Origin of the sequence: Rhodococcus sp. 14C212, from assembly GCF_011058195.1 — a bacterium.
GTDB lineage: Bacteria > Actinomycetota > Actinomycetes > Mycobacteriales > Mycobacteriaceae > Rhodococcus > Rhodococcus aetherivorans.
Window position 1 is genome coordinate 1 of sequence record NZ_JAALEH010000002.1, and the last position, 23,538, is coordinate 23,538.

Annotated in this window: 23 protein-coding genes; 6 read left to right on the forward strand and 17 right to left on the reverse strand. The window is 72.1% G+C overall.

Features of this window, described 5'->3' with window-relative positions; genetic code table 11:
- The 12 genes from gmk to G6038_RS01195 form a co-directional block, all read right to left on the reverse strand.
- A partial coding sequence (gene gmk, locus G6038_RS01140; protein ID WP_346772724.1) for a guanylate kinase occupies positions 1-588 on the reverse strand: 588 nt, incomplete at its 3' end.
- A gap of 67 nt (positions 589-655) precedes the next feature.
- Positions 656-976 carry an integration host factor, actinobacterial type gene (gene mihF, locus G6038_RS01145; protein WP_003935409.1) on the reverse strand — a complete coding sequence of 107 codons (321 nt, stop codon included), beginning with the start codon at positions 974-976 and terminating at the stop codon, positions 656-658.
- Positions 977-1,399: 423 nt separating this feature from the next.
- Complete coding sequence (gene pyrF / locus G6038_RS01150; protein ID WP_165035500.1) at positions 1,400-2,224, reverse strand: orotidine-5'-phosphate decarboxylase; 825 nt, start codon at positions 2,222-2,224, stop codon at positions 1,400-1,402.
- Entirely contained in the window at positions 2,221-5,631 is a 3,411-nt protein-coding gene (carB, locus tag G6038_RS01155) for a carbamoyl-phosphate synthase large subunit (protein ID WP_165035501.1), read from the reverse strand. Before carB ends, pyrF begins: the two co-directional genes overlap by 4 nt.
- Entirely contained in the window at positions 5,632-6,795 is a 1,164-nt protein-coding gene (carA, locus tag G6038_RS01160) for a glutamine-hydrolyzing carbamoyl-phosphate synthase small subunit (protein WP_165035502.1), read from the reverse strand.
- Positions 6,796-6,891: 96 nt separating this feature from the next.
- The gene (locus G6038_RS01165) at positions 6,892-7,398 is read right to left on the reverse strand and encodes a transporter (protein ID WP_165035503.1); all 507 of its coding nucleotides are present in this window, start codon (positions 7,396-7,398) and stop codon (positions 6,892-6,894) included.
- The gene (locus G6038_RS01170) at positions 7,398-8,717 is read right to left on the reverse strand and encodes a dihydroorotase (RefSeq protein WP_165035504.1); all 1,320 of its coding nucleotides are present in this window, start codon (positions 8,715-8,717) and stop codon (positions 7,398-7,400) included. The genes G6038_RS01165 and G6038_RS01170 overlap by 1 nt, the downstream gene beginning before the upstream one ends.
- A gap of 65 nt (positions 8,718-8,782) precedes the next feature.
- Positions 8,783-9,727, reverse strand: coding sequence for an aspartate carbamoyltransferase catalytic subunit (locus G6038_RS01175; RefSeq protein ID WP_165035505.1), 945 nt, complete (start codon positions 9,725-9,727; stop codon positions 8,783-8,785).
- Entirely contained in the window at positions 9,724-10,323 is a 600-nt protein-coding gene (pyrR, locus tag G6038_RS01180) for a bifunctional pyr operon transcriptional regulator/uracil phosphoribosyltransferase PyrR (protein WP_165035506.1), read from the reverse strand. The genes G6038_RS01175 and pyrR overlap by 4 nt, the downstream gene beginning before the upstream one ends.
- A gap of 191 nt (positions 10,324-10,514) precedes the next feature.
- Positions 10,515-11,024, reverse strand: coding sequence for a transcription antitermination factor NusB (nusB, locus tag G6038_RS01185; RefSeq protein WP_165035507.1), 510 nt, complete (start codon positions 11,022-11,024; stop codon positions 10,515-10,517).
- Positions 11,025-11,588: an elongation factor P gene (efp, locus tag G6038_RS01190; RefSeq protein ID WP_165035508.1), complete on the reverse strand. Its 564-nt coding sequence runs from the start codon at positions 11,586-11,588 to the stop codon at positions 11,025-11,027.
- 35 nt (positions 11,589-11,623) lie between these two features.
- Positions 11,624-12,718 (reverse strand): aminopeptidase P family protein, encoded by a 1,095-nt coding sequence (locus G6038_RS01195; RefSeq protein ID WP_165035509.1) that lies wholly within the window; start codon positions 12,716-12,718, stop codon positions 11,624-11,626.
- A 105-nt stretch (positions 12,719-12,823) separates the two neighbouring features.
- Between G6038_RS01195 and G6038_RS01200 the strand changes: the two genes are divergently transcribed.
- The 6 genes from G6038_RS01200 (at position 12,824) to G6038_RS01225 (ending at position 18,244) form a co-directional block, all read left to right on the forward strand.
- Entirely contained in the window at positions 12,824-13,384 is a 561-nt protein-coding gene (locus tag G6038_RS01200; protein ID WP_165035510.1) for a B-4DMT family transporter, read from the forward strand.
- A gap of 73 nt (positions 13,385-13,457) precedes the next feature.
- A complete protein-coding gene (locus tag G6038_RS01205) occupies positions 13,458-14,678 on the forward strand; it encodes a patatin-like phospholipase family protein (RefSeq protein ID WP_165035511.1) in 1,221 nt (406 codons plus the stop codon).
- A gap of 319 nt (positions 14,679-14,997) precedes the next feature.
- Positions 14,998-15,141, forward strand: a complete 144-nt coding sequence (locus G6038_RS01210; RefSeq protein WP_006937614.1) for a hypothetical protein — start codon at positions 14,998-15,000, stop codon at positions 15,139-15,141.
- A gap of 164 nt (positions 15,142-15,305) precedes the next feature.
- A complete protein-coding gene (locus tag G6038_RS01215) occupies positions 15,306-15,866 on the forward strand; it encodes a hypothetical protein (RefSeq protein WP_165035512.1) in 561 nt (186 codons plus the stop codon).
- Between the two features lie 39 nt (positions 15,867-15,905).
- On the forward strand, positions 15,906-16,286 hold the full coding sequence (locus G6038_RS01220) for a metalloregulator ArsR/SmtB family transcription factor (protein ID WP_165035513.1): 381 nt from the start codon (positions 15,906-15,908) through the stop codon (positions 16,284-16,286).
- The gene (locus tag G6038_RS01225; RefSeq protein WP_165035514.1) at positions 16,283-18,244 is read left to right on the forward strand and encodes a cation-translocating P-type ATPase; all 1,962 of its coding nucleotides are present in this window, start codon (positions 16,283-16,285) and stop codon (positions 18,242-18,244) included. The genes G6038_RS01220 and G6038_RS01225 overlap by 4 nt, the downstream gene beginning before the upstream one ends.
- A gap of 49 nt (positions 18,245-18,293) precedes the next feature.
- Here the strand turns inward: G6038_RS01225 and thrS are convergent, their stop codons facing one another.
- From thrS to G6038_RS01250, 5 genes are all read right to left on the reverse strand, one after another.
- Positions 18,294-19,520 (reverse strand): threonine--tRNA ligase, encoded by a 1,227-nt coding sequence (gene thrS / locus G6038_RS01230; protein ID WP_165035515.1) that lies wholly within the window; start codon positions 19,518-19,520, stop codon positions 18,294-18,296.
- Positions 19,521-19,930: 410 nt separating this feature from the next.
- Positions 19,931-21,040 (reverse strand): 3-dehydroquinate synthase, encoded by a 1,110-nt coding sequence (gene aroB / locus G6038_RS01235; RefSeq protein WP_006947002.1) that lies wholly within the window; start codon positions 21,038-21,040, stop codon positions 19,931-19,933.
- Complete coding sequence (locus G6038_RS01240) at positions 21,037-21,621, reverse strand: shikimate kinase (RefSeq protein ID WP_165035516.1); 585 nt, start codon at positions 21,619-21,621, stop codon at positions 21,037-21,039. The genes aroB and G6038_RS01240 overlap by 4 nt, the downstream gene beginning before the upstream one ends.
- A 4-nt stretch (positions 21,622-21,625) precedes the next feature.
- Positions 21,626-22,813, reverse strand: coding sequence for a chorismate synthase (gene aroC, locus G6038_RS01245; RefSeq protein WP_165035517.1), 1,188 nt, complete (start codon positions 22,811-22,813; stop codon positions 21,626-21,628).
- Positions 22,814-22,860: 47 nt separating this feature from the next.
- On the reverse strand, positions 22,861-23,466 hold the full coding sequence (locus G6038_RS01250; RefSeq protein ID WP_165035518.1) for a prepilin peptidase: 606 nt from the start codon (positions 23,464-23,466) through the stop codon (positions 22,861-22,863).
- Positions 23,467-23,538 lie beyond the last annotated feature (72 nt).

Consider the following 23,538-nt stretch of genomic DNA (forward strand, 5'->3'; position numbering starts at 1 on the left):
GGCCGGGGATGTGGTGATCGGCCGCGGACGGTCGGCGGGATCGTCGCGGGGACCGACCAACAAGGATACCAATTCGTCGCACGCGCGGTCGACGTCCTCGTTCACGATCACCGTATCGAACTCGTCACGCGCGTCGAGTTCGGTCCGGGCGGTCTCGAGCCGGCGGCGGACCACCTCGTCCGATTCGGTGCCGCGGCCGGTGAGGCGGGCGACCAGCACATCCCAGCTCGGCGGCGCCAGGAAGGCCAGCACGGCCTCCGGCATGGCGGCGCGCACGGAGCGGGCACCGGTCAGGTCCACCTCGACGAGCACGGGGCGTCCCGAGGCCAGCGCGTCCCGCACGGGTCCCGCGGGCGTGCCCGAGCGTTGCAGACCGCCGTGGATCTCGGCCCACTCGAGCAGGTCCCCGGACTCGATCATCCGATCGAACTCGTCGCGGCCGACGAAGTGGTAGTCCACCCCGTTCACCTCGCCGGGCCGGGGGTCGCGGGTGGTGGCCGACACGCTGAACAGCAGGTCGGGCACCCGGCTGCGGAGCCGGCGGACGACGGTCGACTTCCCGACGGCGGAGGGGCCGGCCAGCACCACCAGCCGGCCCCTCCGCGTCGTGGAACCACTGTCCGACACGGTGTGTGCGTCAGCTCCCACCGTTCGCTCAGGCGTCGAAGTCGAACCTGGCGAGCAGCGCCTTGCGCTGACGGTCGCCCAGGCCGCGCAGGCGACGGGTCGGGGCGATCTCGAGCTCGGTCATGATCTCCTGCGCCTTGACCTTGCCGACCTTCGGCAGGGCCTCGAGCAGGGCGGACACCTTCATCTTGCCGAGGATCTCGTCGTTCTCGGCATCGGCCAGGACCTGCTTGAGGTCGGTGCCGCCGCGCTTCAGGCGGTCCTTGAGCTCAGCCCGGGCACGACGGGCAGCAGCCGCCTTCTCCAGAGCAGCGGCGCGCTGCTCGTCGGTCAGCTGGGGAAGGGCCACGGTTCCTCCGTCTCATCGTTGGCAAACAGTCTCATCCGCCGGTTAACCAGCGGCGATAGCGACCGTACTCACGCCGGACGACGATTGCGAACCCACCCCCCGCCGTTTCGGCTCGAAAACACGTGCGGTAGTGCGCCCGCACCGCCGTCCCCGGCCCGGCCCGGCCGGGCGCCGCGGGCACCGTCCGCCACCTCGGCGAACACGGTATAACCGCAGGTAGAGACGCTGCACACGCTGTGGCGGGCCGGTGCGGACGTCCGCCTGCGAAGCGACGCCGACGCCGGTTCCTCCCGGCCGGAAACGGATCGGAAAAATTTCCGCGCGTGAGCGTGTCGGGGTGCTCCCACCTGCATCGGAACGGACATTCGGCCCGGATCCGGGGAACGGATCCGGGCCGAGCCGGAGGTGGCGGTGCGGGGCCGGTCAGGCCCGCAGGAAGGCGAACGAGTCCACGGTCCGGGCCACGGCGCCGCGCAGCGCCGCGACCGCCGGGCCGGCCCGCAGCACCTCGCGGGAGACGTTCGGCACGACGGCGTCGAGATGCCCACCCGCCAGACGGCGCACGTCCTCGGCGGTGCCGCCCTGGGCGCCCACGCCGGGCATCAGGATCGGCCCGTGCAGCGCGCTCAGGTCCGGCGCCCGGGTGAGGGTCGCGCCGACGACGACGCCCACCGAGCCGAGGGTGTCGGCACCGGCGTTGCGCGCCGCGGCCTCGTCGACCATCACCTGCGCGACGCTGCGCCCGTCGGCGACGCGCGCGTGCTGCACCTGCGCACCCTCCGGGTTGGAGGTGGCCGCGAGGACGAACACCCCGCGCCCGTCGGCGGTGCGGCGCAGCGCGGGCTCGAGCGACCCGAACCCCAGGTACGGCGAGACGGTGACCGCGTCGGAGCCGAGCGGGGACGCGTCGGTCAGCCACGTGCGGGCGTAGGCGTCCATCGTCGAGCCGATGTCGCCGCGCTTGGCGTCGGCGAGAACGAGGGTGCCGGTGCCCCGCAGTGCCGCGACGGTGCGTTCGAGGACCGCGATGCCCGCGGAACCGAACGCCTCGAAGAACGCGACCTGCGGTTTGACCACGGCCACGTGCCCGGCGAAGGCGTCGACGCACGCCTCGGCGAACCGTTCGAGCCCCGCGACGTCGACCGTCAGCCCCCAGGCGGTGAGCAGTTCCGGGTGCGGGTCGATGCCGACGCACAGCGGCCCGCGGTCGGCGAGGGCCGCGTGCAGGCGCTGCCCGAACGTCGTCACGACGCCGGGTCCGCGAGACCGTCGCGCAGGCCGCCGACGCCGCCGGACGCCGCCGACGCGTCCTCGCGGAGACTGCCGTGGTCCTCGCGGAGCCCGGCGTGCATCTCCTGCAGCGAGCGGACCCCGATGTCGCCACGGATGGCGGCCTCGATGCCCTGGACGGCTGCGGAGGCACCCTGCACCGTGGTGATGCACGGGATGTTCGCGGCGACGGCGGCGGTGCGGATCTCGTAGCCGTCGATGCGCGGCCCGGAATTGCCCCACGGGGTGTTGATCACCATGTCGACCTCGCCGGCGCGGATCTTCTCGACGATGGTGTGTGCCCCCTCGGGCCGCTCCTCCTCCGACACCTTGTACACGTGCTCGCACGGGATGCCGTTGCGGCGCAGCACCTCCGCGGTGCCGATGGTCGCGAGCACCCGGAAGCCGAGGTCGGCGAGCCGCTTGACGGGGAAGATCAGCGACCGCTTGTCCTTGTTGGCGACCGAGACGAACACCGAGCCGGAGGTGGGCAGCGACCCGTAGGCGGCGGTCTGGCTCTTGGCGAACGCGGTGCCGAAGTCGTCGTCGATGCCCATGACCTCGCCGGTGGACTTCATCTCCGGGCTGAGCAGCGAGTCGATGCCGGTGCCGTCGGCGCGGCGGAACCGGTTGAACGGCAGCACCGCCTCCTTCACCGCGACGGGTGCGTCGGCCGGGGCGTGCCCGCCGTCGCCGTGGGCGGGCAGAATGCCCTCGGCGCGCAGGTCGGCGATGGTCTCACCCATCATGACCCGGGCGCAGGCCTTGGCGAGCTGCACCGCGGTGGCCTTCGAGACGAACGGCACGGTGCGGGAGGCGCGCGGGTTGGCCTCGAGCACGTAGAGGATGTCGTCCTTGAGGGCGTACTGCACGTTGAGCAGGCCCTTGACGCCGATGCCGCGCGCGAGGGCCTCGGTGGAGCGGCGCACGTTGTCGAGGTCGGAGCGGCCGAGGGTGATCGGCGGCAGCGCACACGACGAGTCGCCGGAGTGGATGCCGGCCTCCTCGATGTGCTCCATGATGCCGCCGATGTAGACGTCGGTGCCGTCGCACAGGGCGTCGACGTCGATCTCGACCGCGTCGTCGAGGAAGCGGTCGACCAGCACCGGGCGGTCCTCGGAGATCTCGGTGGCGCGGGAGATGTAGCCCTCGAGCGCCTTCTCGTCGTAGACGATCTCCATGCCGCGCCCGCCGAGCACGTAGGACGGGCGGACCAGCACCGGATAGCCGATGCCGGCGGCGATCTCGCGGGCGCCCTCGAAGGTGGTGGCGGTGCCGAACTTCGGGGCGGGCAGGCCTGCCTCGGTGAGTACCCGGCCGAACTCGCCACGGTCCTCGGCCAGATCGATGGCCTCCGGGCTGGTGCCGACGATCGGCACCCCGGCAGCCTTCAACCGCCGCGCGAGCCCGAGCGGGGTCTGGCCGCCGAGCTGGACGATGACGCCGGCGACGGTGCCGGACTGCGACTCGGCCCGGTACACCTCGAGGACGTCCTCGAAGGTGAGCGGCTCGAAGTAGAGGCGGTCGGCGGTGTCGTAGTCGGTCGAGACCGTCTCGGGGTTGCAGTTGACCATGACGGTCTCGTAGCCGGCCTGTGACAGGGTCAGGGCGGCGTGCACGCACGAGTAGTCGAACTCGATGCCCTGGCCGATGCGGTTGGGGCCCGAGCCGAGGATGAGCACCTTCGGCCGCTCGCGCTGCTCGGCGACCTCGGTCTCGGCGTCCGGGTCGAGCTCGTACGTCGAGTAGTGGTACGGGGTCCTGGCCTCGAACTCGGCGGCGCAGGTGTCGACGGTCTTGTACACCGGGTGCACGCCGAGCTGCTCGCGCAGGGCACGCACCGCGTCCTCGTCGCCGAGTTCGGGGCGCAGCGCCGCGATCTGCCGGTCGGAGAAGCCGTGGTGCTTGGAAAAGCGCAGTTCCCGCTCACCGAACGTCCCGGCGGCGCGCACCTTCTCCCCCAGCTCGACGATCTGCTGGATCTGGTCGAGGAACCACGGGTCGATCTTGGTGGCGTCGAACAGCTGCTCGACGGTGGCGCCGAGCTCGAAGGCCTTGGCGATGCCGTAGAAGCGGCCGTCGTGCGGGACCTTCAGCTCCTCGAGCAGGCTGCCGAGATCTGCCGTCTCGACCTCGGGGCCGGTCCAGAACCCGGAACGCTTGGTCTCGAGGGACCGCAGGACCTTGCCGAACGCCTCGGTGAAGTTGCGGCCGATGGACATGGCCTCCCCCACCGACTTCATGGTGGTGGTCAGGGTGCCGTCGGCGCCGGGGAATTTCTCGAACGCGAACCGCGGGGCCTTGACGACGACGTAGTCGAGCGTCGGCTCGAAGCAGGCCGGCGTCTCCCTGGTGATGTCGTTGACGATCTCGTCGAGGGTGTAGCCGATGGCGAGCTTGGCGGCCATCTTGGCGATCGGGTAGCCGGTGGCCTTCGACGCCAGCGCGGACGAGCGCGACACGCGCGGGTTCATCTCGATCACCACGAGGCGACCGTCGCGCGGATCCATCGCGAACTGGATGTTGCAGCCGCCGGTGTCGACGCCGACCTCTCGCAGGATCGCGATCGACAGGTCGCGCATCTCCTGGTACTCGCGGTCGGTCAGGGTCATCGCCGGGGCGACGGTGACCGAGTCGCCGGTGTGGACGCCGACCGGGTCGACGTTCTCGATCGAGCAGACGATCACGACGTTGTCGCGGCCGTCGCGCATGAGCTCGAGCTCGTACTCCTTCCAGCCGAGGATGGACTCCTCGATGAGCACGTTCGCGGTCGGCGACGCGGCGAGGCCGCCGCCGGCGATGCGCTCGAGGTCGGCCTCGTCGTAGGCCATGCCGGAGCCGAGGCCGCCCATGGTGAACGACGGGCGCACCACGACGGGGTAGCCGAGTTCGGCGACGGTGTCGCGCACCTCGTCCATCGTGTAGCAGACCCGCGAGCGCGCGGACTCGCCGCCGCACTTGGCGACGATGTCCTTGAACTTCTGCCGGTCCTCCCCGCGCTGGATGGCGTCGAAGTCGGCGCCGATGAGCTCGACGTCGTACTTGGCGAGGATGCCCTGCTCGTGCAGGGCGACGGCGGTGTTGAGCGCGGTCTGCCCGCCCAGGGTGGCCAGCACCGCGTCGATCGGGGTGCCCTTGGCCTGCTCGGCGGCGATGACCTTCTCGACGAACTCGGCGGTGATCGGCTCGACGTAGGTGGAGTCGGCGAACTCCGGGTCGGTCATGATCGTCGCCGGGTTGGAGTTGACGAGGGAGACCCGCAGGCCCTCCTCGCGCAGCACCCGGCACGCCTGGGTGCCGGAGTAGTCGAACTCGCAGGCCTGGCCGATGACGATCGGGCCGGAGCCGATGACGAGGATGTGGGAGAGATCGGTACGGCGTGGCATTTAGTTCTTCTCTCCCTCGAGCATGCTGGTGAACCGGTCGAACAGGTAGGAGGCGTCGTGCGGGCCGGCCGCCGCCTCGGGGTGGTACTGCACGGAGAAGGCGGACCCGTCGAGCAGGCGCACGCCCTCGACGGCGCCGTCGTTGGCGCAGGTGTGGCTGATCACGGCCCGGCCGAAGGGCGTGTCGAACTCCTGCCCCGCTTCGCCCTCGAGGGCGAAGCCGTGGTTCTGGGCGGTGATGGCGATGCGGCCGGTCTCGTGCTCGATCACGGGGATGTTGATGCCGCGGTGGCCGAACTTCATCTTGTAGGTGCCCAGGCCGAGGGCGCGGCCGAGGATCTGGTTGCCGAAGCAGATGCCGAACAGCGGCAGTCCCTGCCCGAGCACCTCCTTGGTCAGGTGCACCGCGCCGTCCGCGGTGGCCGGGTCGCCGGGGCCGTTCGAGAGGAAGACCCCGTCGGCCTTCAGGTCCAGGATGTCGTGCAGCGTCGCGGTGGACGGCAGCACGTGCACGCGCATGCCGCGCTGGGCGAACATCCGCGGGGTGTTGGTCTTGATCCCGAGGTCGATCGCGGCGACGGTGAAGCGGGCTTCGCCGTCGGGTTCGACGACGTAGCCGCTCGAGGTGGTGACCTCGCCGGCCAGGTCGGCGCCGAGCATCGACGGCTGGCTCTGCACGCGATCCAGCAGGGTCTGCTCGTCGGCGAGGGCGTCGCCGGAGAAGACGCCCGCCCGCATCGAGCCGCGGGTGCGCAGGTGCCGCACGAGGGCGCGGGTGTCGATCCCGGCGATGCCGACGATGTGCTGCCGCTCGAGCTCGTCCTGCAGGGAACCGGACGCGCGCCAGCTCGAGGTGCGGCGCGCCGGGTCGCGCACGACGTAGCCGGCGACCCAGATCTTCGCGCCGGCGGGGTCACCGGTGGGCCCGACGGACTCGTTGTCCTCGGTGTTCCACCCGGTGTTGCCGATCTGCGGGGCCGTGGCGACCACGATCTGCCGGTGGTAGCTCGGGTCGGTGAGGGTCTCCTGGTAGCCGGTCATGCCGGTGCTGAACACGGCCTCGCCGAGACTCTGCCCCACCGCACCGAAGACGGTGCCGCGGAACGTGCGCCCGTCCTCGAGCACCAGGATCGCGGTGTCCGTGTCGAAGTTGTTGTCGCTCATGCGTTCTCTCCGTTCTGCTCGACCTCACCGGAGCTCGCCGCATCAGCCGAAATCTCGCGTACCGTCGTCGCTGTACCAGCCGTCCAGGCTGTCGTCCTAGCTTTCACTGTCCCGGTAATTCTCGTTCGTCTCCTGCACCCACAGGGGGTAGATGGTCTTGTCGTCGCCGCGGAATCCCGTGTCGATCTCGGTGCCGGAGGGCAGCTGCCAGCGGATCACCAGCACACCGTCCTTGGTCATCACCTTCCCGGCGAGGCCCCGTTCGGTACGGATCGCCCGGATCGAGTCCTGCGGGATCCAGATCGGCGAGGCGCCGTCGCGCTCGAGCAGCACTCCGGCGCGGTAGCGGCTGATCTCGCCGGCCGCGCGGTGGCCGAGGTCGCCGACGGCGATCCGGTCCTGCCAGCTCGGCGCGAGGGTGCTGCCCACGTACAGGCCGGTGCTCGGGGCCACCAGCTGCTCCCCCAGCTCGGCCGGCACCGGGGGGAGGGCACCGACGGCGTCGGCCTGGCGTCGCCCACGCCCGCGCCAGCCCTTCCACATCAGCAGGGCCAGCACCACCCACAGGGCGACGAAGCCGAGCGTGAGCCACACGCGGTCCATCACCGCACCCCGCTTCCGGTGGCCGGCCGGACCGTGCCGTCGAGCGCGGTGATCCGGCCGCGCAGCACGGTCGCGACGACCCTGCCGGGCAGGGTCATCGCCTCGTACGGCGTGTTGTGCGCGACCGAGGCCAGCTCCGGTCCGCGCACCGTCCACTCGGCGTCGGGGTCGACGAGCACCACGTTGGCGGGCTCGCCCACCTCGAGGGGCCGCCCCTGGTCGTCGAGGCCGACGATCTCGGCGGGCCGTTCGCTCATCACCTTCGCGACGCCGCGCCAGTCCAGCAGCCCGGGACGGACCATCGTCTCGACGACGATCGACAGGGCCGTCTCGAGGCCGAGCATGCCGGGGCGGGCCTGGGCGAACTCGCAGCACTTGTCCTGCTCGGCGTGCGGGGCGTGGTCGGTGGCGACGCAGTCGAGCACGCCCTCGGCCAGGCCGCGGCGCAGCGCCTCGACGTCGGAGCGCTCACGCAGCGGCGGGTTGACACGGTTGACGCCGTCGTAGGTCTCGAGCCGCGAATCGTCCAGCAGGAGGTGGTGCGGGGTGACCTCGGCGGTGATCGGGATCCCCTGCGTCTTGGCCCATTTGACCAGCTCGATGGTGCCGGCGGTGGAGGCGTGGCAGATGTGCACGCGGGCCCCGGCGTCCCGGGCGAGCAGGGCGTCGCGCGCGACGATGGATTCCTCGGCCGCGCGCGGCCAGCCGGCCAGGCCGAGCCGGGCCGCGGTGGGGCCCTCGTGCGCGACGGCACCGGCGGTCAGCCGCGGTTCCTCGGCGTGCTGGGCGACGAGCACCCCGAGCGAACTCGAGTACTCGAGCGCCCGGCGCATGATGAGCGGGTCGTACACGCAGTGCCCGTCGTCGGAGAACATCCGGACGCGGCCGACGCCGGCGGCCATGGTGCCCATCTCCGCGAGCTGCTTGCCCGCGAGGCCGACGGTGACGGCGCCGACGGGGTGCACATCGACGAGGCCGACCTCCTGCCCGCGCCGCCACACGTGGTCGGTGACGACGACGGAGTCCGCGACGGGGTCGGTGTTGGCCATCGCGAACACCGCGGTGTAGCCGCCGAGCGCCGCCGCGGCGGATCCGGTATCGATGGTCTCGGTGTCCTCGCGGCCGGGCTCGCGCAGGTGCGTGTGCAGGTCGACAAAGCCGGGTAGCAGGACCCGTCCGGCGCCGTCGATCACCTCGGCGTCGGAGCCGGCATCGAGATCGGTCCCGATCCCGAGGATCTGCTCGTCGCCGAGCAGCACGTCGGTCGGCGCCCCCTCCCCGTAGACGAGCACATTGCGGATGAGCACCTGCGGCGACACCGAATCTTCTCCTGTCCCAGTGTTCTTCGTATCGGGCGCGGCTGCCCGGTCCGCGTGCGAGCCGGTCATGCGATCGCGCTCTCCGTGCCGACGAGCAGACGGAACAGCACGGCCATGCGCACGTGCACGCCGTTGCTCACCTGCTGCAGCACCGCGGTCTGCGGGGCGTCGGCGACCGCGGAGGCGATCTCCATGCCGCGCAGCATCGGGCCGGGGTGCAGCACCACGGCGTGCTCGGCGAGCATCGCCAGCCGCTTCTCAGACAACCCGTAGCCGATCGAGTACTCGCGCGCCGACGGGAAGAACCCGCCGTTCATGCGTTCGGCCTGCACCCGCAGCATGAGCACCGCGTCGAGGCCGGGCAGTTCGGCGTCGAGCGAGTGCGCCACGGTCACCGGCCAGGTCTCCACGCCCACCGGCAGCAGCGTGCGGGGCGCGACCAGCACCACCTCGGCGCCGAGCGTGGACAGCAGCAGCGCGTTGGAGCGGGCGACACGGCTGTGCAGGATGTCGCCGACGATCCCGATGCGCCGGCCGGCGATCGACCCGAGCCGCTGCCGGAGGGTCAGCGCGTCGAGCAGGGCCTGCGTGGGGTGTTCGTGGGTGCCGTCGCCGGCGTTGATCACCGCCGGCCCGCCGCCGTTGCCGTCGCCGGTCCAGTCGGCGATGCGGTGCGCGGCGCCCGAGGCGGGGTGCCGCACGATCAGCGCGTCGGCGCCGGCGGCGTGCAGGGTCAGCGCGGTGTCGCGCAGCGACTCGCCCTTGGCGACCGACGAACTCGAGGCACTGACGTTGATCACGTCCGCGCTCATCCACTTGCCGGCGACCTCGAACGAGACCCGGGTGCGGGTGGAGTTCTCGAAGAACACCGTCATCACGGTGCGGCCCCGCAGGGTCGGCAGCTTGCGTACCTCACGGCCGAGCAGCGCCTGCCCGAACCGCTCGGCCTCGTCGAGAAGCTCGGTCGCGGCCTCCTCGGTCAGGTCCGCGATGGAGAGCAGGTGCTTCACGAAATCTTGCCTCCGGAGATCACCACGGCGTCGCGGTCGTCCTGCTCGGTGAGCAGGACCCGCACGTCCTCGGCGCGGGCGGTGGGGACGTTCTTGCCGACGTAGTCGGCGCGCAGCGGCAGTTCGCGGTGGCCGCGGTCGACCAGGACGGCGAGCTGCACGGCGCGGGGCCGGCCGAGGTCGCGCAGGGCGTCGAGCGCGGCGCGCACCGAGCGGCCGGAGAACAGGACGTCGTCGACGAGGACGACGAGGGCGTCCTCGACGCCGCCTTCGGGCACCGACGTGCGCTCGAGCGGCCGGTGCGGCTTGGTGCGCAGGTCGTCGCGGTAGAGCGTGATGTCGAGGGAGCCGACGGGCACGGTCACCCCGGAGAACTCGGCGATGCGTCCGGCGAGCCGGTGCGCGAGGGTGGTACCGCGGGTGGGGATACCGACGAGGACGACGCGGGGGGCCTCGCCCTCGGGAGCGTCGAGCGCGGTCTTCTCGATGATCTGGTGCGCGATGCGGGCGACGGTGCGGCCGACGTCGGCTGCGGTGAGCAATTCGCGGGCCGGACCGGGCGTGGATGCCGGTGACCCGTCTTCGGACATGGCCATACTGCGACCTCCTTCTCCGCCTCGCTGGACGGATCGTTAAAGGATGCCTGACGGTGCATCAGCCTATCAGCGGCCGGTGACCCCCAGACACGGATGAGGGGTGAGGCGTGCCACAGGCCGCCGTCCCGGCAGCGACGAGCGGGCCCGGCCGGCGACATCCGTCCCCGGCCGGGCCCGCTCACGCTGCGGTGTCAGGGCCGCTCGGACTCCCGGTGCTCGGCCGGCTCGGCGGCGCGCGACGAGGTGGCCGCCGCGGCGGCACGGACCTGGTCGGCGAGCGCCACGATCTGGCCGAGGATGCCGTTGACGAAGGCGGGCGAGTCGTCGGTGGACAGCTGCTTGGCCAGCTCGACGGCCTCGTCGACGGCCACCACCGGCGGCACGTCGGGGGCGTGGAACAGCTCCCACACCGAGAGGCGCAGGATCGCCCGGTCCACGGCGGGCAGCCGCTCGAGCGTCCAGTCGTGCAGGTGCTCGGCGATCACCTGGTCGAGTTCGTCGAGATGCTCCGCCACACCGCGCACGACGGTCTGCGTGTACGGCGGCACCTGGGCGACCTGGTCGTCGGCGACGGCGAGCGCGATGCGGTCGGCAGCGAGACCGACCGGGTCGATGTCCCGGGCTTCGGCCTCGAACAGCAGGTCGACGGCGCGCTTACGCGCCTTGTGCCGGGCTCCGAGTTTCTTCTGCGTACCGGACACTCAGGAATTCACTCGCCCGAGGTAGCTGCCGTCACGGGAATCGACCTTGAGCTTGTCGCCGGTGTTGATGAACAGCGGGACCTGGATCTCGGCGCCGGTCTCGAGGGTCGCGGGCTTGGTGCCGCCGGTGGAGCGGTCGCCCTGCAGACCGGGATCGGTGTGGGTGACCTCGAGTTCGACGGTGACCGGCAGTTCGACGAACAACGGGGTGTCCTCGTGGGTGGCCACCTGCACCTGCATGTTCTCGAGCAGGAACTTCGCGCCGTCGCCCAGGGTCTCCTCGTTGATGGAGATCTGGTCGTAGGTCTCGCCGTCCATGAACACGTAGTCGGTGCCGTCGTGGTACAGGTACGTCATGTCGCGGCGGTCGACGGTGGCGGTCTCGACCTTCACCCCGGCGTTCCAGGTCTTGTCGACGGTCTTGCCGGAGAGCACGTTCTTGATCTTCGTACGGACGAACGCCGGTCCCTTGCCGGGCTTGACGTGCTGGAACTCGATGATCTGCCACAGCTGACCATCGATCTTCAGCACGAGCCCGTTCTTGAAATCGCTGGTATCGGCCACTTGGTTTCGCGTCTCCTAGAGTCGAGGTACCGCCCTTACACGACGGTCAATGTCTTGTCGGTGAGTGTGAGCAGCTCCGGTCCCCGCTCACGCACCACGAGCGTGTCCTCGATCCGCACGCCTCCGCGCCCGGAGAAGTACACGCCCGGTTCGACGGTCACCGCCGCACCGCAGGCAAGTGTACCGGTCGCGGCCTGGCCGATTCCGGGTGCTTCGTGGATCTCCAGACCGACCCCGTGGCCGAGTCCGTGCAGGAACAGATCACCGTGCCCGGCGCCGGCGATCACGCCGCGGGCCGCGGCGTCCACGGCGGCCAGGTCGACGCCCGGCACGAGCGCCGCCCGCCCGGCCGCCTGGGCGCGCGCGACGAGGTCGTACACCTCCCGCTGCCAGTCGGCGGCCCGCTCGAGGACGTAGGTGCGGGTCATGTCGGAGTGGTATCCGCCGACCTGCGCGCCGAAGTCGAGCTTGACGAAGTCCCCGGCGGCGAGCACCGCGTCGGTGGGCCGGTGGTGCGGCACAGCCGAGTTCGCCCCCGTCGCGACGATCGTCTCGAAGGAGATGCCGTCGGCGCCGTGGTCGAGCATGCGGGCCTCGAGATCGCGGCCGACCTGCCGTTCGGTGCGGCCCGGGCGCAGCCCGCCGGCGGCGACGAGGTCGGCCAGCGCCCGGTCCGCGGCGGCGCACGCCGCCGTCAGCAGCCCGACCTCGTGCTCGTCCTTGATCATGCGCAACTGCTCGACCAGCCGGGGCGCGGGCGTGAGCGTGAGCGGGCTGTCCAGCCCCGCCCAGCGCACGTGCTGGTCCACGGTGACGATGTGGCTCTCGAAGCCCCACCGGGCCGGCGTCGCCGCGGAACCGACCAGGTGCTCGGCGCTGGCACGGGCGATCCGGGCCCGCAGGTCGGGCACCTGCGCGGCGATCTGGGTGAGGTAGCGGCCGTCGGTGCACACGACGGTGCGGGACTCGTCGGCGTCGTCGTCGGCGGTGACGAGCAGCGCGGCGTTCGAACCGGTGAATCCGGTGAGGTACCGGACGTTGAGCAGGTCCGTCACCAGGAGCGCATCGAGGTCCCGGTCGGCGAGCAGCCGGCGCAGCGCGGCGCGGCGGGAGGCGTGATCGGCGGGCATGGGCTCAACGTACTCCCGCGGCGGCAGCCGGGACGGCCGTCGCCGGGGCGGGGACGATGTGGGGCGGGACACACTTCCGCCGATCCAGACGTTACTCTGAGGTACATGAAACCCTGGTTGCTTCGCGGGCTCGGCCTGACCCTCGTGCACGTGCTGGTGCGGGTCCTGCTGGGGGCCGCCCTGGTGCAATGGCCGCTGCAAGGCTCGGTGCTGCGGATGGCCGCGCTGGCCGTCGTCGTGCTCGCCGCGATCGTGTGGGCCGGGCTCGACGGGATCCGCGACCAGCGGGCGCACCCGCAGTCGGAGGACGGCGCGGACCTGACAATGCTGTGGCTGAAGGCGGCGGCGGTCACGGGTCTGGTCGCCGGCCTGCTCACCTGGCTGATCGACACGGTCAGCCCGATCCAGGTCGGGGTCAAGTCGCTGTTATTCGAACTGACCTCGGGTGCCGCGTTCACCGTGCTGCTGGTGTTCGTCCCCGCGACGGCCGCGGTGATGCTCGGACGGTTCCTGGTGCGTCGGGAGCAGCGCACGTCCGCGCCGGCGGCGCAGGCCGAAGCCGGGGCGACGCCGGTCGGGGCGGCCGCGGCGCCGGATCCGGGGTGGCGCGACGACGACGCCCCGACCGAGGTGTTCGAACGGATCGATCCGGACCGCCGCCCCTAGCGTCTCCCGACCGGGCCCGGGCCGGTTGCGGAATCGGGTCCGTGGCCGGAGACCGGCAGGTACCGTTCCGCCCATGGCCGGACGCGGGACGCGCGGTACCCACGGACGCCGGCGGACGGCCCTGGTCGTCGCGGGCGCGGGCGCGCGCGGCGCCTATCAGGCCGGTGCGATCACGTCACTGCTTCCCCGGATGACGCGGCACAGCCCAGCGCCCGCGATTCTCGTCGGGACCAGCGCGGGCGCGATCAACGTGCTCGGGCTCGCCGCATTCGCCGACGAGGGACTGCCCACGGCCGCGGAACGGGTCGTGGACCTGTGGACCGGGGTGGTCTCGTCCGACGTGTACTCGTCGGTGCACAGCGTCCTCGGCACCGGCGCGGCCTTCCTGGGCCAGGCGATCGGCTTTCCCCGCACGCGTCTCGTCAGCCTGCTCGATACGACCCCGATCCGGGGGACCCTGGAGCGCCTCGTCCCATGGGCCCGGCTGCACGAGAACATCCGGGCCGGGTTGGTGGACGCGGTCGCCGTCGCGACGACGTCCGTGGCCACCGGCGGGACGGTGGTGTTCGTGGAGAAGAACGGCTCGGTGCGCCTGCCCGAGTACGACATCCGCCGCAACATCAGCTACGTCGAGACGACACTGACCGTCGACCACCTGCTGGCCTCCTCGGCGGTCCCGATCCTGTTCCGGCCCATCCATATCACCGATCGATGCGCCCCGCAGCGCTCCGGCTGGTACATCGACGGCGGATTGCTGCTCAACACCCCGATCAAACCCGCGCTGCTCCTGGGCGCGAACGACGTCGGCGTCGTGGCGACGCAGCCGCGGGTGTGGCCGCCGCCGGTCTCCGCGCACACCGGGAGGCACCGGCCGGCACCTCCCGACGTGGCCGGCGTTGCGGCCCTGGCACTGCGCGCGATGCTCGGCTACCGGATGATCGAGGATCTGCACACGCTCGAATTCCGCAACGCACGGATCGCGCAGACCCGCGCGGTGTCCCCCACCGACCGTCCCATCGGGATCGACTTCGCCGGCCCACCGCCGGGCCAGGCCGGCCGGATCGCCGAGATCGCGGGGGACGTGGTTCGTCGCCGGCCCGCCGTGCGCCGGTTCCTGCGCAACCCCGCGCCGTCCGTCGTCGCGCGGCTGATCGGCGGCGACGACGAGGATCGCGGAGACCTGCTCAGTTTCCTGCTGTTCGACCCGGAGTTCACCTCCGCGATCGCCGACCTGGGCCGGGCACACGGCGCCGAACCGAGCTCCGCGCCGGCCGTGGAGGGCGTCCGGGCGTGATCCGCGCCCGGACGGAATCCCCCGGAACGTGCCGCGGCGCATTCCGGATCGACGCGCGGGTCCGGACCCCGGAGCGGGCGCCCGGCACGTCCGGAACCGCCGGACGAGGCGGGAGTGCCGGGTCGACCGTCTGCGGGCCCCGGCCGGCGACGATCGCCGACCGGCGACGAACCGGACGCGACGGGCGGAACGGACCGATTATGCGAGGAGTCGTGTCACACGACGTGCCGGTGGTGTAATTGTGAAACATCGGGATCGAGAATCGGGAACAGGCGAGAGAAAGCCGCTCGCCCGATCGGACGCACCGAGGGGGATTGCGATGGCCGACTTCGATCGATGGCCGACCGACCTGCTCGCCGAGTTCGTCGCCGACCTCGAGCTGGGCCGCACCCCTGCCCTCCCGGTCGGCGTCGAGACCGCCGCGCGCGAGGAACTGGCCCACCGGAGCCTCGACGGCGGATGAGGCCGATCCTCGGCCGGGTCCCCACACGCGGCGACCGCACGAGCACCGTCCCGTCCGCGACCCGGGTGCCGGGCACGCGGAGCCACCCGGTCGGACCCCTCTGCCGCGATGCGATCATCGAAAATCAATCTGACTGGCGCCCAATACATTTAGAGTAGGGAACCATGGGAGAGCGCGCTCCGGTATGTCCCGACGGGAAGACGGCTCCGAACGGCTCGGACGAGGGTGGGCCTCCGCACTCCCGGACCGGCGGTGAACCGCAACTGGGGCGACTGCTCGGGGCGATCCTGCCGATGACGCACCCCGCCGGCCTGTGGTCCACGACGTGGGGGCTCGCGAAGGGCTCGTGCAGCGCCGCCGCCGCGGTGGTGAGCGGACGGGTGCTCGCTCGCCGCCACCCGGGCACCCCCGAGGCGGCCGATCCCGTCCTGCCCGCGAGCTGGTGGCCCGACGACCTCGACATCGAGGCGGCGGCCAGGAAGTGCCCGGGAGTGGATCTGTACGCGGTAACCGTCGACTTCGTCGACCGCCACCAGGGGTTCGCGCTGTCGATGCTGGGCGGCATTCCCTCCTGGACCGCCGCCTGGTATTCCCGCGTGGGCGTCGCCTACCTGCACGCCCACCGGATCGCCCGTCCCGCCCGGGACGACCGGGGCCGCCGCGGAACGCACGCGCCGGCGCGTGCCGGCCGGGCCGGCCTGCAGGTCGTGCACGGCGCCGAGTAGCCGCAGCGGTACATCGACTGAAACCGCTATCATCGACGTATGGCGATCAATCACGACGGTGGTGCGGTCCGGCCGTCGACCGGGCCGGTGCCGGACCTCGACGCCGCAGTGGCGCTGTTCCACAGCCTCTCGGACGGCACCCGATTGGCGATCGTGCGCCGGCTCGCCGAGGGTGAGGCGCGGGTGGCGGACCTCGTCGGTGAGCTGCGGTTGGCGCAGTCGACGGTCTCGGCGCACATGGCGTGCCTGCGGGACTGCAACCTCGTCGAGGGCCGCCCCCAGGGCCGGCAGGTGTTCTACTCGCTGGCCCGGCCCGAGTTGATGGATCTGCTCGCCTCGGCCGAGACGTTGCTGACCGCGACCGGGAACGCGGTCGCGTTGTGCCCGAACTACGGCGCCGGCGCCGGGAGCGAGTCGTGAGCGACGCCTGCGGTTGCGGCCACGCCGAACCCCGCCTCCCCGGCGAGGACGAGCACGCGCCCGAGACGTTGTGGCAGGTCACGGAGATCCGGGCGGCCGCGGCCGCGGGCCTCCTGCTGGTGGCGGCCCTGATCGTCCGGGCCGGCGGCGGACCCGATGCCCTCGGTGTGGGACTCGAGGCCGTGGCATTGACCGTCGCCGGCTACACCTTCGTCCCCTCCACGCTCGAACGTCTGGCCAAGGGCAGGATCGGCGTCGGGACCCTGATGACGATCGCGGCCGTCGGTGCGGTGCTGCTCGGTGAGGTCGGCGAGGCCGCGATGCTCGCGTTCCTGTTCGCGATCAGCGAGGGACTCGAGGAATACGCCGTCACCTGCACCCGCCGCGGTCTGCGCGCACTGCTGTCCCTGGTCCCGGACAGCGCCACGGTGCTGCGCGACGGTCGCGAGCAGACCGTTTCGCCTGCCGACCTCGCGGTCGGCGAGGTCATGATCGTCAAACCCGGGGAGCGGATCGCCACCGACGGCGTCGTCCGATCCGGGCGCACCGCCCTGGACACCTCCGCCGTCACCGGGGAATCGATGCCCGTCGAGGCCGGTCCGGGCGACGCGGTGTTCGCCGGGTCGATCAACGGCACCGGCGTCCTCGAGGTCGAGGTCACCGCTGGCGCGCAGGACAACTCGCTGGCCAGGATCGTGCGAATCGTCGAGGCCGAGCAGTCCCGCAAGGGCGAAGCGCAACGTCTGGCCGACAGGATCGCCACCCCACTCGTCCCGGCCGTGATGGTCGCGGCCGCGGCCATCGCCGTCGTCGGCAGCCTGGCCGGGGATCCGCGCGTGTGGATCGAACGCGCCCTGGTCGTGCTGGTCGCCGCGTCACCGTGCGCGCTGGCGATCGCAATCCCGGTCACGGTCGTCGCCGCGATCGGCGCCGCATCCAAGTTCGGCGTCCTGGTCAAGGGCGGCGCCGCCCTCGAGGCCCTCGGCCGCATCCGCGGCATCGCGTTGGACAAGACCGGCACCCTCACCCGGAACCGGCCGGCCGTGCTCGACGTCGCCACCGCGGATGGAACGACCCCCCACGACGTTCTCGCCGTGGCCGCCGCGCTGGAGGCCCGCAGCGAACACCCCCTCGCCCGGGCGATTCTCGCCGCCGTCGACGACTACGTGCCGGCCGAAGAGGTGGACGCGGTCCCCGGTGCCGGCCTGACCGGCCGCATCGCCGACGCTCCCGTCAGGCTGGGCCGGCCCGGCTGGATCGACCCCGGTCCGCTCGCTGCGGACATCGAGCGGATGCAGCACGCCGGGGCCACCGCGGTGCTCGTCGAACGCGAGGGCACCGCGATCGGGGCGGTCGCCGTCCGCGACGAGCTCCGCCCGGAAGCGCGCGAGGTGGTCGCCGGGCTGCGCCGGGACGGCTACACCGTCGCGATGCTCACCGGCGACCACGACCGCACCGCCCGCGCCCTGGCCGCCGACGCCGGTATCGACGAGGTACACGCCGACCTGCGCCCCGAGGACAAGGCCCGCCTCGTCGAGACCCTGCGCGCCATCCGGCCGACCGCGATGGTCGGCGACGGGGTCAACGACGCCCCGGCGCTCGCGACCGCCGACCTCGGCATCGCGATGGGCGCGATGGGCAGCGACGTCGCCATCGACACCGCCGACGTCGCCCTGATGGGCGAGGACCTACGGCACCTGCCCCGAGCGCTCCGTCACGCGCGACGGTCGCGGACGATCATGCTGCAGAACGTCGGACTGTCCCTGGCGATCATCACCGTTCTGATGCCACTCGCCCTGTTCGGAGTCCTCGGCCTGGCCGCGGTCGTCCTCGTCCACGAGGTCGCCGAGATCGTCGTGATCGCCAACGGAGTCCGGGCCGGGCGCGCCCACGACCCGACTGCGACGGCACGACCAGCGCCGACGGCGGCCGAGCCGATCGCCGGAACCCGGTCATGACTCCCGGCGGGACTCCGGCTCCCCCTCGCCGGTCTCCACGAGGGAGCGTTCACGGCAGTGCGGACGGACGCAGGACCCGGCCCCGGACGTCGGCCCGCACCCGGCGCACGAACTGCTCGCGCCCGACGCACGCCCGCTGCCCCGACTGCGGCACCAGTACGCTGACGGTCTCGTCCGCGAGTTCCTCGTCGCCGACGATCGCGATGTACGGGTCGCGGTGCAGGCGCGCGGCCCGGATACGGCTGCCCAGCGATCCACCGGCGAGCACGTCGACGCGAATCCCCTCGTCCACCAACCTGTCCCGCAGCTTGCCGGCCCCGTCGCCGTGGACCTCACCGACGGGCAGGACCGCCACCTGTCGGGGCGACAGCCAGGGTGGCATGCGCCCTTCGAAGCGTTCGACGAGCATCGCGATCAGCCGCTCCATCGACCCGAGCACACCCCGGTGGATCATCGCGGGCCGGTACCTGCGCCCGTCCTCGCCGGTGTATTCGAGGCCGAAGCGCTCGGGCTGAGTGAAGTCGAGCTGGACGGTGGACACGGTCTCCTCGCGCCCGTGCGCGCCGGCAACCTGGATGTCGATCTTCGGACCGTAGAACGCGGCCTCCCCTTCGGCTTCGAAGAAGTCCAGCCCGCGCCGCTCGAGCGCACCGCGCAGCTGATCCTGGGCATGCGCCCACTGCTCGCCGGTGCCGAGGTACCGCCCGCCGGCGCCACCCAGGGACAGGCGGTAACGCCGGTCGTCGAGCCCGAGGACCCCGTAGCAGCGCTCGATCGCGCTCAGCGCGAGTTCCACCTCCGCGCCGACCTGTTCGGGTGCGCAGAACACGTGCGCGTCGTCGAGACTGATCTGCCGGACCCGGCTCAGGCCGCCGAGCACGCCGGACAGTTCGCTGCGGAACATCGATCCCAGCTCCGACAGGCGGATCGGCAGGTCGCGGTAGCTGCGGCCCCGCGAGGCGAAGATCTGGGCGTGGTGGGGGCAGTTGGCGGGCCGGAGGACGAAACTCTCGCCGCCGACCCGCATCTCGGGGAACATGTCGTCGGCGAATTTGGACCAGTGGCCGGACCGGACGAACAACTCCTTCTTGGCGAGCACCGGGGTGTAGACGCGGCGACAGCCGGTTTCGGCCGCCACCTCGGCGGCGAAGGCCTCGAGTTCGGCACGGATCATCGCACCGTCCGGCAGCCACAGCGGAAGACCCGCACCCACTATCGGTGCGGTGGCGAACATTTCGAGTTCGCGACCGAGCACTCGGTGATCTGCACCGTTCATGTCCTGTTCCTCGACTCTCGTATCGGCGAGAGGAAGCGACGTGCCCGAACACGACGAAAGCCCCGGGACGTCGACTCCCGGGGCTCGCGTGGTGGGTCAGCAGTGAGCGACGCGGCGCCGGAAGGCACCCGGCGTCGTCGTGACCTGCTGAGCGTTCATCATGACCGGAATCGTACGGCCGGTTTCACCCGGAAATCAACGAAGAGGCGGAGAAGAATCCGAACACGCTGCGGCGAAAGCTCTTCCGTGTTCGTTTCTTCGGACGGCCGTTCGGCGGAGGTCGTGATCCATATTCAGAAAACTCTTCCATTCCGTCCAGTGCGAATTCCCTCGGGCCCGGTGAGCCGGGGGATCCCGAAAAGCGAACGGGCCGGCGCACCCCTCGGTGCGCCGGCCCGGGGCTCAGCAGATCACAGGAGCACGGTGCCCGGGTCGGCGGTACCCTCCCGTGCGACGGCCGAGTACGCGGCCGCGAGCAGCGACGGATCCGGTCCCTCGAGCCTGCCGGGCTTGGCGAGGCCGTCGAGGACGACGAACCGGAGCATGCCCGCGCGGTTCTTCTTGTCGGACTGCATGCCCTCGAGCAACTGCGGGAAGGCGTCGGCGTCGTAGGTCGTGGGCAGCCCGACGAGCTCGAGGATGCTGCGGTGCCGGTCGGCGGTGGCGTCGTCCAGGCGCCCCGCGAGGCGGCCCAGCTCGGCGGCGAAGACCAGGCCGACCGCGACGGCGGCGCCGTGACGCCACCGGTAACGTTCGCGCCGTTCGATGGCGTGGCCGAGGGTGTGCCCGTAGTTGAGGATCTCGCGCAGGCTCGACTCCTTGAGGTCCGCGGCGACGACCTTCGCCTTGACCTCGATCGAGCGTCGGATCAGTTCGGGCAGCACCGTTCCCGCCGGGTCGAGCGCGGCCTCCGGGTCGGCCTCGATCAGCTCGAGGATCTTCGGGTCGGCGATGAAGCCGGTCTTGACGACCTCGGCGAGGCCGGCGACGATCTCGTTGCGCGGCACCGTCTCGAGTGTCGCGAGGTCGACGAGCACCGCGGACGGCTCGTGGAAGGCGCCGACGAGATTCTTGCCGGCGTCGGTGTTGATGCCGGTCTTGCCGCCGACCGCGGCGTCGACCATCGCGAGCAGCGTGGTGGGCACGTGCACGATCCGCACCCCGCGCATCCACGTCGCGGCGACGAACCCGGCCAGGTCGGTGGCCGCTCCCCCGCCGAGACTGACGATCGCGTCGCTGCGGGTCAGCCCGATGCGCCCGAGCACCTCCCAGCAGAATCCCGCGACGGCGAGGTCCTTGCCGTCCTCGGCGTCGGGGATCTCGACCCGGTGGGCGTCGATCCCCTTCTCCGCCAACGCGGTGCGCACCGCCTCGGCGGTCTCCGCGAGCGGCGGCTGGTGCAGGATCGCGACGGTGCGGGTGCCGGTGAGTTCGTCGACGAGCTCACCGAGCAGGCCTCGACCGATGATCACCGGGTAGGGCTGGGCGGTCTGGACGTCGACGCGTACCGGTTCGGTCACGGTTGATTGCTCCGATTCTCTGTACTGGTCCTGCTGGCAGCGGACGGGTGGGCACCGGTGGCGGCCAGATCCGTCTGCGCCTCCAGCTTGGCAAGGACCTGCTGCACCACGCGGCCGGGGCTGCGCCCGTCGGTGCGCACCCGGATGGTGGCCGCCTGCCGGTACAGCGGGCGGCGCCGGCGCATCAGCTCCCGGTACTTCGCCGCGGGATCCGCCCCCGCGAGCAGCGGCCGCGTGGTGTTGGTCCCGGTGCGGCGCAGGCCCTCGGCGACGCTGATCTCGAGGTAGATCACCGTCCTCCCCTCGAGCAGGGCACGGGTGCGCTCGGACAGGATCGCGCCGCCGCCGAGCGAGACGATCCCGTCGTGACGGGCGAGCGCGTCGGCCACCACCTCTTCCTCGATCCGCCGGAACTCCGGTTCGCCGTCGGTGCCGAAGATTTCCGGGATCGTGCGCCCGGTGGTGCGCTCGATCTCGGCGTCGGTGTCGAGCAACGGCAGGTCGAGGGCCTGGGCGAGCCGGCGGCCGATGGTCGACTTGCCGGCCCCGGGCGGCCCGATCAGAACTGCGCGTGGCGTCATGTCGTCACCGTGGCACCCGGGCCGCGACGGCCTCGAGGTAGTTGCGGACGTTGGTGCGGGTCTCGTCGATCGAGTCGCCCCCGAACTTCTCGAGCGCGGCCTGCGCCACGACGAGCGCCACCATCGCCTCGGCCACGACGCCGGCCGCGGGCACGGCGCACACGTCGGAGCGCTGGTGGATCGCGACGGCCTCCTCGCCGGAGGACATGTCGACGGTGGCGAGGGCGCGCGGCACGGTGGAGATGGGCTTCATCGCGGCCCGCACCCGCAGCGCCTCGCCGTTGGTCATCCCGCCCTCGAGGCCGCCGGCCCGGTTGGTCGAGCGGAGCACGCCGTCGGGGCCGGGCCGCATCTCGTCGTGGGCGACGCTGCCGCGGCGGCGGGCGGTCTCGAAGCCGTCGCCGACCTCGACGCCCTTGATGGCCTGGATGCCCATGAGGGCCGCGGCCAGCCGGGCGTCGAGCCGGTCGGCGCCGCTGATGAACGAGCCGAGACCGACGGGCAGGCCGTGCACCACGACCTCGACGACGCCGCCGAGGGTGTCCCCGTCGCGCTTGGCGGCCTCGATCTCGGCGATCATCGACTCCTCGGCCGACTTGTCGAAGGCACGCACCGGGCTGGCGTCGATGGCGGCGAGGTCGGCCCCGGTCGGCTCCACACCCACGTAGGGTTCGGACGCGCCGATGGAGATCACGTGCGAGACGACCTCGGCGCCGAACGCCTGGCGCAGGAAGTTGCGGGCCACGGTGCCGGCGGCGACGCGGGCCGCAGTCTCCCGGGCGCTGGCCCGCTCGAGTACGGGCCGGGCGTCGTCGAAGCCGTACTTGAGCATGCCGGAGTAGTCGGCGTGGCCGGGGCGCGGACGGGTCAGCGGCGCGTTGCGGGCCTGCCCGGCGAGCAGTTCGGCGTCCACCGGGTCGGCAGACATGATGGTCTCCCACTTGGGCCACTCGGTGTTGCCGATCTCGATGGCCACCGGGCCGCCGAGGGTGTGACCGTGCCGGACGCCGCCGAGGACGGTGACCTTGTCGGCCTCGAACTTCATGCGCGCGCCGCGGCCGTAACCGAGGCGCCGCCGCGCGAGCTGCTCCGAGATGTCGCTCGACGTCACCTCGACGCCGGCGACCATCCCCTCGAGCATCGCGACGAGGGCGGGACCATGGGACTCTCCAGCAGTTATCCAGCGCAGCACAGACCCATCCTTCCACGTGCGCCGCCACCGGCAGGACGCCGCCCCGGTCAAGCCGCCGCCAGGACCGCGGCGACGGCCGCCGCGCACATCGACGGCCCGTGCGGCAGCACCACACCGCGCGGGCGACGCTGTGCCCGTACCCAACCCACGCCGACGACCACGGCGCCCGCCGCGGCGGTGAGCAGCGGCGGCAGCAGGGCGGCCGTCGTCCACGCCGCCGCGCCGCTCGCGCCCGCGGCCGCCCCCAGCCCGGCGGCGAGCTTCACGTCACCCGCGCCGAGACTTCCCGGGGCGGCCAGATGGGCGAGCAGGTACGGCCCGGCCAGCAGCAGCGCCCCGGCGAAGGCAGAGGCCGCGTGTCCCGCTCCTGCGGCGACCGCGAGGACGACGGCGGCGCCCGGCACCGTCAGGACGTTCGGCAGCCGCCGCGCCAACAGGTCGGCCGCGCTCAGGCACACGCACCACCAGATCAGCGCCGCGACGGCGGCCGCACCCGGCGCCGTGGCGGTGGCGAGCACGGCCACGGCGCCACCGGCCGCGCCGGCAGCCTCACACACCCCGCGCGGTGGGCGGCGCTCGGCGAGGCGGGCGACGAGCCGGCGCGCGCCGGCGCCGGCCGCGGCGCCGAGCACGGCGAACAGCAATACGGTCATGGCGGCAGCCTGCCGCGCGCACGGCGCCGGCACGGCGATCTCGTCGCCCGCGGGCGGAATCTGTGGATGGAC